Raw genomic sequence first — 10894 nt, forward strand, 5'->3', positions numbered from 1 at the left:
CCGGCAGCGGGCCGGCCGTGCGGGGCGTGAGGCGCCGGGGGCCGTGTACCGGTGCTGGGCGGAGGCGGAGGACGCCCGCCTGCCGCGCTTTCCGGCGCCAGAGATCAAGCTGGCGGACCTTGCCGCTTTCGCCCTGCAGGCGGCTTGCTGGGGGGACCCGGACGCCTCTGGTCTCGCCCTGCTCGATCCCCCGCCGGGTGGCGCGATGGCGGCGGCGCGTGCCGTTCTGACGGCGGTCGGGGCGGTGTCCCCGGAGTCGGGACGGGTCACGGAGCGGGGCACGCGGATGGCGCGGGTCGGACTGCACCCACGCTTGGCGCGGGCCCTGCTGGACGCGGTCCCCCTCGTGGGGGCGCGCCGTGCGGCTGAGGTGGTGGCCCTCCTGAGCGAGGAACCGCCGCGTGAGTACGGGGACGACATCGCCGCGGCCTGGCGTGCTGCCCGGCAGGGCGGGGACGGGTACGCGGCGCGGTGGCGCACGGAGGTACGGCGCCTGACCGCTGCCGCGGGGGAGTCGCCCGCCCGGAACCCCGGATCCGATGCGAACAGCAGGGGCGACGAGCACGTCGCCGGGCTCGTCGCCGCCCTCGCGTACCCCGAGCGAGTTGCCCATGGGCGAGCAGACGGGACGTATCTCATGGTGAACGGGACCCGCGCCGAGGTGCGGCGCGGGTCCGCGCTCACCGGCGCGGAGTGGATCACCGTGGCCGTGGCCGACCGGCCGGTGGGCTCCGGGCACGCGCGCGTGCTGCTCGGCGGCCACATCGACGGGGACGTCGCCCGGAGCGCGGCCGCGCCCCTGTACAGCGAGGGGGACGAGGTCGCCTGGGCCGACGGGGATCTCGTGGCGCGCCACGTCGAGCGGCTGGGAGCCGTGGAGCTGGCGGTGCGGCCCCTCAAGAAGCCCGCCCCCGGACTCGTACGAGAAGGGCTGCTTGCGGGGCTCGGGGAGGAAGGGACCTCCCTGCTGAACTGGTCCCAGGGCGCGCGGGAGCTGCGGGAGCGGCTCGCCTTTCTGCACCGGCGCCTCGGGGCGCCCTGGCCCGACGTGTCCGAAAGCGCCCTGCACGCGCGCGTGGACGAGTGGTTGGAGCCCGAGCTTTCGAAGGCACGGCGCCGGGCCGATCTGCGGCGCATCGACGCGGGGCAGGCGCTCAACCGGCTGCTGCCGTGGGCGACCGGCGAAGCCACCCGCCTCGACGCGCTCGCCCCGGAGCGGGTGGCCGTGCCCAGCGGGTCCAGAATCCGGATCGACTACTCCGACCCCGAACAGCCCGTGCTCGCCGTGAAGCTGCAGGAGATGTTCGGGCTCGCCGATACTCCTCGCGTCGCGGACGGCAGCGTGCCCGTCCTCGTGCATCTGCTCTCCCCCGCAGGACGCCCCGCCGCGGTCACCGCCGATCTCGCGTCCTTCTGGCGGGACGGCTACCGGGCCGTGCGGGCCGAGCTGCGCGGGCGGTATCCGAAGCATCCGTGGCCGGAGGATCCGGCGGCCGCGGTGCCCACCCGGTTCACGAACGCCCGGTTGAAGGGGCGCTCATGAGCGCGGGAAAGCGCAGGCTGTAGAGGCCTGTTGCCGTGACGACGGCGACCCCGCCATCGGGCAGCGGGGTCACGCACTGGATCTGTGCCCCCATGGCGATCCGGGCGGCCACCCGGTCACCGCCGATGTCGAGGACGGTGAGCGCGTCGTCGAAGCCGACCGTGAGGACCACCCGGCGGTCGGCCACGCGGTGCAGGTAGATCTCCTTGAACCGCCCGTGGTGGCCCCACTCTTCCGGCCAGGTCCAGGACCACCGCTCCGTTCCGTCGCGGACGCCGTACACCTTGATCCCGCTGTGGTGCGTGAGGTGTCCGACGACCGGTTCTCCGCCCCAGTCGTCCAGGGCGATGCCGCCCGGCCTCCAGAAGAACGGCATGCCCGGGCTCACGCCGGACGCGGTGTAGCCGTCGCGACGATGGAAGACAGTGGTGCCCGCGGACATGTCGATCACGCTGAGGCCGTGCTCGTACGCGAAGTACGCGAGGTAGAGCCGGCCGGCCACGGTCCTCTGGGTCAGGACATGCGGCTTCCCGGCCAACGTCGTTTCGCACAGTCTGCGGCCCTGCGTCGACCAGACGATCACGTGCTGTCCGAACACGGCGAGCACACCCTTGTGACCGTCCTGGACCACGGGCTCGACCCAGCTCGACGCGCCGGGCGGGCAGTCCCTCAGCAACAGGTGGCGCCGCGGCGAACCGACCAGGCGCACACGCCGGTACGCGGCGCTTCGCACCCGGTTCCCCCGCACCACCAACGGCAGCCCGACGCTGCCGGTGACGAGGTCGCTGCGTCTCTTGGGCTGCCACGCCAAGAGGCGGCCGGTCGCCGGGTCCAGGCACCGCACGGCCCTGCCGTCCCCGAGCGCCAGGACGTCCCGGCCCGCCACGCGCCCCATGCTCAGGGTCGTGTCGAACAGGGCGGAGAACCTACGGGGTTTCGTGCCCCCGGCGTGTGCGGCATCCGTGCGGAGCGACCAGAGCGACACCGCGGGCTGCGCGGACTCTGCGGTGGCGAGAAGAACCTCGTCGGGTCCTGTGACCAGCGTGGCGAACCGGGGCATCGAACCGAGGTCGGCGTGCAGGACCGCGACGCTTCGCCCTGTCGGAGCCACGGCTTCGGCGCCGCCGAGGTCGACTGCCAGCCGCACCAGACCACGCCCCGTCCGCACCAGGCGCTCCTCGCCGAGCATTCCCACCGTGCCCTTGCGTGTCCATTCCTGGCATCCGTCGCCGTGGTGCACGAGCGCGTCCACCGGTTCCCCGCGGTGCGCGAGATCCGAATCGAGCGTGGCGGCTACGGCCTGGCCCTCGTGCACCACCAGGTCTCTCTCGAAGGTGCCGCGGAGGTGCCAAGTGCGGTGCTCGGTGGTGCCCCAGCCGTTCTCGGGAGACAGCCTCCACCTCTCCACCTCGATGGTCTCCTCCATGGGCATCATGCCGTCACGGCTCATGACCGCGACGACCACCTCGCCTCGGTGCGCCCCCATGGCCAGGCGGCTGTCCCATTGCCACCGCCCGGTCGCACCGGAACCGAGCCTGCACAGCTCCGCGCCGTCGGCCATGTCCACGAGCAGGACCTCGCCCTCGCCGGTGAGCACACCGGCCACCGGGCGGCCGTCCAGTTCCAGCAGGGCCAGGGCGTTCACGGAGGCCCGCACGGCTCGGCCCAAGGGAGCCCGCCGCCCCACGTCCCAGAGCTGGATGTGCCCCTCGGGGCCATCGGAGACGCCCACCAGGAGCCACCTGCCACCGCCGCCGGGGCAGACCGCCAGATGAGAGACCGACCGCCCCCATTGCGGCTCACCGGGCAACTCCGGCAGCTCCCCGAGGAGTTCGGAGGTCTCCACGTCCCAGACCATGAGGCGCTGCCCTCCTTCGAGCGTCACCAAGGAGTGGCGTCCGTCGCAGTCGAGCAGCGCCAGGTCGCTCGTGCCCTGGCGGAGCCCGCCGACCGACCGATGGGCGTACGGCGGGCTCGGCACATAGGCCCACTCGACCAGCCAGGGCGGCCGTGGGCCTCGGCGCAGCGCGGCGTCGGCGAGTTCCCCGTCGCCCGCCTCGAGCGCGGTGAGTCGCAGCAGGGCGGCGCGGGCGGCCGGGTCGGCTTCCGTGGCGAGGAGGGGCGCGATGCGTTCGAAGGTGCTCCGCACCGCGAGCGCACGCGGTGTGTGCACCCCGGCGAGCGCGCGGCGCAGCACGGTCGGTGCCATCGTGACGAGGAACAGCGGGTCGGCCGCCAGCGCGTCGAGGAGACCGCCCGCCGCGGCGTGGGTGGGCAGGTGCTCGCGCAGGTAGGGGTCGGCGGCAGGCCAGTCGGGTCCGGAGCCGTCGGCGGTGAGGGGCACGAGGCGGACGAGGGCCTCGGCGATCTGCCGCAGCGTCGCCTGGGTGACCTCCGTACGCAGTTCGTCGACGAAGGACTCGTGGTAGAGGCGGTAGACCGAGCGCCCGGTGGCGTCCACGTCCTCCACGATGTGGGACCCGCCGGTCCGCAGGAGCCACCGCAGGTCCCGCGGCCCGACGGCGTCGCCGGTCAGGGCGGAGGCAGCGGCGCGCCAGATCTCCCCGGCGGGCAGGCCCGCGCCTTCGGCGAGCGCGAGTGCGGTGAGCAGGGCGCGGCCGCGGCTCTCCTGGTCGTGGAACTGCTGGCGCAGCGCCCAGCGGAAGGCGGGGCCCGATGCCGGTGCGGTCGGGGACAGGGGATCGACGGCGGGCGCGGGGAGTTGGGCCTGCCAGCCGGGCGCCGTGGTGTCGAGCGGGGCGGCCCGGTGGGCGAGCGACCGGGCGACGAGCCGGGTCACCAGGTAGTTGCCGTGGGCCCGGTCCTCGACGGCCGCCGCGACCATCGGCGCGCTCGTGCCGGTGTAGGGGCCGGTGCTGCCGGGGCCGTCGGGGGCGAGCAGCAGTTGGGCGGCGTACGCCTGGAGGTCGCCGGGCTCCGTCCACCGCGGCTCGTCGAGGTCGAGGCGGGCGAACGCGGTGCCGAGCGCGGGGACGGCGCGCGGACGGGTGCCGATGAGCAGGCGCACGCACGGCACGTCGGCGAGGGGCCGCAGCAGTTGAGCGGCGATGCGCTCGGGTTCGGAGTCGGCGCCCGCGGTGCCCGCTTCGTCGAGCGAGTCGACGACGACGTGCAGCGGGTCCGAGCGGGCGGACAAGACGGCGACCAGGCGTTCGGGGTCGGTGGCTGCCGGGGTGCCCGCGGCCATTCCGGCGGCGTCCGCGATGCCTGAGGTGATCTCCTCAAGGAGCTTGTGGCGCGCGTGGATCGCGGTCAGCGATGTGCCGTCCCGCCGTGCGTCGAGGACCAGGCGGCCGACGAGGGCGGACTTTCCGACGCCGGCGCCGCCCGTCACCACCACGCACCGCCCCGGTTCGGCCGGTGGCGCGGCGAGCCACCGGGCGAGCTCGGCGAGGGCCTTGGTCCGGCCGGTGAAGTAGCTGCCCCGGCCGCTGAGGGCGTCCGCGCCGCGGCCGCGCGGATCGAAGTGGCTGAGGAGCTCCTCGCGGCGGCGCCGCCCTTCGGGGCTGTACCAGGTGCGCTGTTCGGCGAGGTCGATGCCGTCGGGTACCTCGGGTGCGTAGCGCGGGTTGGGGATGAAGGCAAAGCCTTCACCGCTCGGCAGGGTGCCCCAGGACGCGTGCTGGAACGGGCCGTTCGCAGCCAGGGATTCGTTGACGCGGTCGACGACCTCTTCCAGATACAGCTTGCGCTGGCGTTGTCCGCCGAGCGTGGGGTCGTCGACGGCGTCGCGCAGCGCACGGGCGAACACGCCGTCCACGGCGGCCTCATGGGTGCGGGCGGCGGCGATGACCGAGAACGCCGTGAGGCGGCTCTCGTCGGCGGCCCGGGTGCCCGTGAGGGCGGCGCCCAGGTCCTCGGCGACGGATCGGGCGGCGTCGACGCCGCCCTGGCCCGCGTAACAGGTGTCGACGATCAGCAGCAGGCGCTCGATGCCGCCTTCGGTGACGATCCGGACGACTTCCTCGGTCGCAAGGGCCGTGCCGCCGAGCTGGCCGGAGACGCTGTCGCGGCACAGTACGTAGTGGCGGTTGTGGTCGCGCTCTCCGTGGCCGCTGTAGTAGAGGACGAGGGCGTCGTCGCAGCGGTCCTCGGCCGCGGCCCAGTGGGACAGGCCCCGGCGCAGGGCGTCGGTGGTGGTGTCTTGGAGCCGGGGGCCCGCGTCGTAGCCGAGCCGCTGGAACAGGTCGGACACGATGTCCAGGTCGGCCGGGACCGAGGCGAGTCGCTCGTGGTGGTCGTAGGTGGACGAGCCGCAGGCCACGACGAGTCTGCGGATCTTCACCGACCGCTCTCCGGCGCGGGGATCCCGGCGGCGACGGCCGCTCCCGTCTCGGCCGCGGTGAGGTGGCGCTCGACGGCGTGCGCCTGCCAGCCGTTGTGGACGAGCACGTCGTGCACGCGCCGCCCTCCGTCGGGGAAGAGCGGTGCCAGTTCCTTGATCAGGGCGACGACGTCACGGCGGTCGCAGAGGTTCGTCCACCGGTCGACCGCGCCGGGCCAGTGCCCCCGCCCCGCCACCGGCCGCGGGCGCAGCCGGTCGAAGACGAGGTGCGGGATGCCCAGCGGGGAGCCGATGGTGACCAGGGTGCGCACGGGCCACTCGGGGTGGGCGCAGAGAGCTTCGTACGCGATGACGGATCCCAGGGAGTGGCCGACCAGGACACGCGTGTCGGCGCCGACGGCCGCCGCGACCGCTTCCTGCGCGCGGGCCCGGACGCCGCCCTGGCCCGTCTCCGTGAGGTACCGGCGCACTTGGCTCAGTACGCCGATCAGGAAGCGGTCGCCGGCGCGGGCGAAGAAGCGGCTCCTGGCGAGGGCGCGCAGGCCCCGCTGCACGAGGTGCGGCGTGGCGGCCTTGGCGGGTCCCGGCGTCTGCGGGGGCGGCACGCGATCAGGTTCGAGGAGGGCGGCCCTCGCCCACCAGGCGAGGAGCAGCGCGATGTCGTCGGGATCGGTGAGGTCCTCGGCCGTGAGGACCGCGTCCCCCTTGGCGGGGGCGGCGCCTTGGGGTCGGAAGCAGTCGCCGTAGAAGGCGACTTCGACATCGTCCGGAACCAGCCGCGGGCCCCCGGCGAGGCGCACGCCGTCGAGCAGGGCCGCGGCGACTCCCGCGTGCAGCGAGTGCGCGCCCAGGTACTGCTTTCCGATGCCATGTACGACGGCGACGACGGCCATGCCCCTCCACCCGAGTAGGCGTCCGATCGTACAACTCGGGTGCCTGGGTCAGGCGTTGACCGGCTCCGGCTCGGGAGCCGCCGTGGCCTCCGGGTCGCCGGGCCTGCGGCTGCGGGCCTCCAGCCAGAGGGAGAGGGCCAGCAGGAGCAGGCCGAGGCCCAGGAAGCCCCAGGGGAGATAGGACGTCAGGAGGAGGACCAGGACGCGCTGGGACTTGACCAGGTCGACCGTGCTCCGGATGTAGTCCTCGCGCATCTTCACGTGGCCCTCGAAGACCGTGACCTTGTCGCGTCCGCCGAGGAGCGTGCCGCCGCGCAGCTCGTTCTTCTGGATCTCCTCGCCGTAGACCGGAGCCCCGGTGGTCGGGTCGACCCAGAACTTGCGGACCGTGGTGTACCAGCGCGTGGTGCCCGTCTTGGCGAGGGACTTTGGGGTGATGCCCTTGACGGGCATGGTCTTGGGGAAGGGCACCTTGGTCCAGGGGATGGTCTGCTCGAAGTAGTAGACATCCACGCCGCGGAACGTCTGCGTGCCCTTGTAGTGGATGGGCTTGGTGACGCGGGCCTGGGCGTCGAAGTACTCGTAGTCCCGCTTCTCGGTCAGGAAGGGCCACTTGAACTCGATGCCCTCGCGCTTGACCTCTTCACCGTCGACCATCTCGCCCTTCGCGTGCACCGGTTCCTGGCTGTGCGCGTCGAAGATGTAGCGCTCGGGGACCTTGGAGACCATCTTGCCGTCGGCGTCCTGGACGTACGACAGGGCGTCCCAGACGACGACGTCGCGGTCCGCAGTCTTCTCGATCTTCTCGGACGCCTCCACGTTGCCCTTGAGCGTCTGCACGATGGTGACCTTGTCGACCTTCTTGGCCTTCATGGAGCCGTAGTCGATGAGGGTCGGGTTCTTCGCCTCGAGAACCGCCTCCTGGTACTGACTCGGCGGGATCTTGGCGAGGCGCGGGAAGGCGTACCAGCGCATGAGCGGGGACATCGCCGTGAAGAACACGGCGAAGGCGAGCAGGATCAGGCTGGCCTTGCGGCGCATCGCGGCGGCCCTCCCTACGGAGACGGGCGGTTGACGGTCATGGGTGCTTGGGGACGGTGGTGAGCAGCGGCTCGGGCGATGTCTCGCCGGGCGGGGCCCCGATCGCCGTGATCGTCAGGACCAGGGCAAGGGCGACGGCAAGACCGGTCGCGGCGGCGATGAGAGCGCGCATGCGGATCCTCCCGAGGCGGGGAAGCTGATGACACGGACGAAACAGGTGACACAGACCATGAACTGACAGGGTGTCAGGGGTTCAGGGCTGGGGCACCGTAGCAACGCGGCGGCCAGATGAGAACACGTTGCACACAGACGAACGCCCCTGCGCCGGGCGGGCGCAGGGGCGTTCGTCTGTGTGCGGGACGTGCGGGACGTGCGGAGGTGCGTGCGTGCGGCTAGGCCGCGGGCGCCGCCACCTTCAGTTCGACCGTGAGCGTCGCGCCGCCCACGGTGGTGACGCGCAGCAGGTACGTGCCCGCCGCGTCGTCGGCGTACATCTTGGGGAGCTTGAGCACACCGTTCGCGTCCGTCTTCAGGGCCTTGAGGGTGCGGACCGGCTTGCCGTCCGCGTCCTTGAAGTACGGGCCCTTGTCATTGGCCGTGGCGTCGGACGCCGACTTGATCATGGTGGCGGTGGCCGCGACGCGGTCGGCGGCCTCTCCCTTGTACGTGGCCTTGACCTCCACCTGGTCGGCGAACTCCCCGCCCGGCGCGCAGGTCAGCGCCTTGTCGCTGGTCCTTGCCAGGGTGTCGGCCTGGCGCGCGGTGACCGTCGCGGTGTAGTCGAGGCCGGGCAGCGAGCGGCCGACGACCGTGGCCCTGACCGTGAACTCACCTGTCTTCTCGCCCGCCTTGAGCACCGGAGCGGTGGCCTTGCCCGCGGCGCTCGTGGTGACGGTCACGCTGGTGGCGCCGCCCGGGAAGCGCGCGTCGGTGTCACCGACGATCGCGAACCGCACCTTGGCCTTGGCCACGGCCGAGCCCGACGCGGACTCCGTGCGCACCTCGACGCGCTCGGCGAAGGCGTCGCCCGCCGTCGCGGAGAGCTTGCCGGTGCCGGCGTCCTCCAGGCTCGCGACCCGGTCGGTGGGCGAGGGGCTGGGGCTCGGGCTCTCGGAGCCGCCGCCGTTCGACGGCGGGGTGGACGGGCTGCCGCTGCCGCCGCCGTTGCCCGGCTTGGACGGCGTGGACGGCTTGGATGGATCGGACGGCTTCGGCGAGGGCGAACCGGACGCCGGAGGCGTCGGACTCGGGCTCGCGCTCGGGCCGTTGCCGTCGCTGCGGTCGTTCGGCAGGACTCCCGTGCCGTCGGGGACCTCGTGGGTGCCCTCGCGGTAGTACTCCAGCCACGACAGGACCGTGTTCAGGTAGTCCGTCGAGTGGTTGTAGCTGAGGATCGCCTTGTGCAGATCGGCGTCGACGGACAGATCGCGGTCGTTCGCGCAGAGATAACGTCCCGCGGCGAGCGCGGCGTCGTAGATGTTGTTCGGGTCCTTCTTGCCGTCCGCGTTGCCGTCCTGCGCCCAGGTGTCCCACGTCGAGGGGATGAACTGCATGGGGCCGACCGCGCGGTCATGCGTCTTGTCGCCGTCGTACGCGCCGCCGTCGGTGTCGGTGATCTTCGCGAAGCCGTTGCCGTTGAGGACCGGGCCGAGGATCGGTGCGAGCGTCGTGCCGTTCGCGTCCACGCGACCGCCGCGGGCCTGGCCCGACTCGACCTTGCCTATCGCGGCGAGCAGCTCCCAGGGGAGCTTGCAGCCGGGCTTGGAGGTGGCGAGGGACGCCTCGGCCTTCTTGTACGCGTCGAGGACGGTGGCCGGGAGTCCCGCCTCGGTCTCGTCGTCGCCGCCGTTGGGCGCCCCGGTCGGCGGGACCGGGGTTTTCAGGGGCGGCAGGTCGGTGTAGTAGGGGGAGTTGCCGGTCGCCGAGTCCTCGGGTGGCGGCGTGGCGCCGGAAGCCCCCGCCCGCTCGTCGCGAGGGACGTCCGTCACGCCCGGGGCCTGGGACGCCGCGAGCGCCGCCACCGCCGCCGCGGCCACCGCGGTGGTCACCGCTCCCCTGCGCAACCGCCTGCCGAATACCGCCGCCATGACCTTGAACCCCTCCCCTTGACGACTGTGCGTGTCGCCGCCCGCTCTGCACTGCTCCCCGTTGTGCTCCCCAGCGGGCCGACTCAGGCGACACTACGACAACTTCCGGCGCCCAGGCACCCGTTCGTGCCCGATTTTCACCGGTTGGCCGCGTCCTGTTCGGGCGGGGCCTCGGGCGGGACCGATCCGTCGGGCAGCCCCTGCCCTGCGGTGCGGCCCTTGTTGAGCGCGCGGTGCACGGCCTGGGCGACGCGTTCGATGGTACGGACTCCGTACCTCATCGTGGGGCTGTCGTGCGAGAGGACGACGACACGGTAGGCACGGGCCCGGCCGGGCCCGGTGAACACGCCGATGCTGTACACCCGCCGGCCGTGCGTGGACCAGGGCAGCCAGCCGTTCTTGATGTGAGCCTTGGAGCCGCGCGGCATTCCGGCGGGCACGCCCCAGCGCTGATCGCGCCGCACCTCGTTCAGCTGCTTCAGGCCGTACGCGCGTGAGCGCGGGCTCAGCAGGGCGCGGACCCTGGCTGCGGTGAGGGCGCCGAGGAGGCGGAGCCGGTCGGCCACGGTGTTGTCCGAGCGGATGATCATGGGGCGTATCCTGCGGCGCTCCCAGGCGGTGAGTCCGCGGCCCCAGTCCCGCGCACGGCGCAGGGCGGCCTCCATGATCACGACCTTGGCGGCGCTCGCGGTGTCGTAGCGGTGGCTGCTGCCGAGGGCGCAGCTGAGGCCTGTGGCGGGGTCGTGGACGGCCACGGAGACGGTGCCTCGCCGGGCGGCCAGGGCGGCGCGGATGTCGCGGGAGAGCCGGGTGGCGAGGGCGGGGTCGCTGCGGGCCGTGCAGGAGGCGGCGCGTTGCGCCGTGCTTGCCCTGGCGGCCGTCGCGGGGAGGGGAGTGAAGAGGGGGGTGACCAGTGCCGCGGCTATCGGTATTCGGCACTTTCGCAGGTGAAGGGCCATGCGGTCATCGTGGCGGGGGCGTCTTTGCGGGGCGCGGGGGCGGGGGCCACGTGGGTGAGGGCGGG

General features: G+C 73.0%; 7 protein-coding genes. 1 reads left to right on the forward strand and 6 read right to left on the reverse strand.

Going from position 1 to position 10894, the window contains the following annotated elements:
- The coding region (locus ABD378_RS30790; RefSeq protein WP_344526123.1) for an ATP-dependent helicase C-terminal domain-containing protein at window positions 1-1543 on the forward strand (1543 nt) is incomplete at its 5' end.
- On the opposite strand, the gene ABD378_RS30795 is transcribed toward ABD378_RS30790, so the two are convergent.
- From ABD378_RS30795 to ABD378_RS30820, 6 genes are all read right to left on the reverse strand, one after another.
- On the reverse strand, window positions 1512-5849 hold the full coding sequence (locus ABD378_RS30795) for an NACHT domain-containing protein (RefSeq protein WP_344526125.1): 4338 nt from the start codon (window positions 5847-5849) through the stop codon (window positions 1512-1514). The two genes, ABD378_RS30790 and ABD378_RS30795, sit on opposite strands and share 32 nt — an antisense overlap.
- The gene (locus ABD378_RS30800; RefSeq protein ID WP_344526127.1) at window positions 5846-6742 is read right to left on the reverse strand and encodes a hypothetical protein; all 897 of its coding nucleotides are present in this window, start codon (window positions 6740-6742) and stop codon (window positions 5846-5848) included. The genes ABD378_RS30795 and ABD378_RS30800 overlap by 4 nt, the downstream gene beginning before the upstream one ends.
- Before the next feature lie 48 nt (window positions 6743-6790).
- On the reverse strand, window positions 6791-7783 hold the full coding sequence (pgfA, locus tag ABD378_RS30805; protein ID WP_344526129.1) for a cell envelope lipid trafficking protein PgfA: 993 nt from the start codon (window positions 7781-7783) through the stop codon (window positions 6791-6793).
- 37 nt (window positions 7784-7820) lie between these two features.
- Entirely contained in the window at window positions 7821-7955 is a 135-nt protein-coding gene (locus ABD378_RS30810) for an SPW_0924 family protein (RefSeq protein WP_016639761.1), read from the reverse strand.
- 220 nt (window positions 7956-8175) lie between these two features.
- Complete coding sequence (locus ABD378_RS30815) at window positions 8176-9870, reverse strand: lytic transglycosylase domain-containing protein (RefSeq protein ID WP_344526133.1); 1695 nt, start codon at window positions 9868-9870, stop codon at window positions 8176-8178.
- Window positions 9871-10007: 137 nt separating this feature from the next.
- Entirely contained in the window at window positions 10008-10829 is an 822-nt protein-coding gene (locus ABD378_RS30820; protein ID WP_344526135.1) for a serine hydrolase, read from the reverse strand.
- Window positions 10830-10894 lie beyond the last annotated feature (65 nt).

The organism is Streptomyces rectiviolaceus (assembly GCF_039533825.1).
Taxonomy (GTDB): domain Bacteria; phylum Actinomycetota; class Actinomycetes; order Streptomycetales; family Streptomycetaceae; genus Streptomyces; species Streptomyces rectiviolaceus.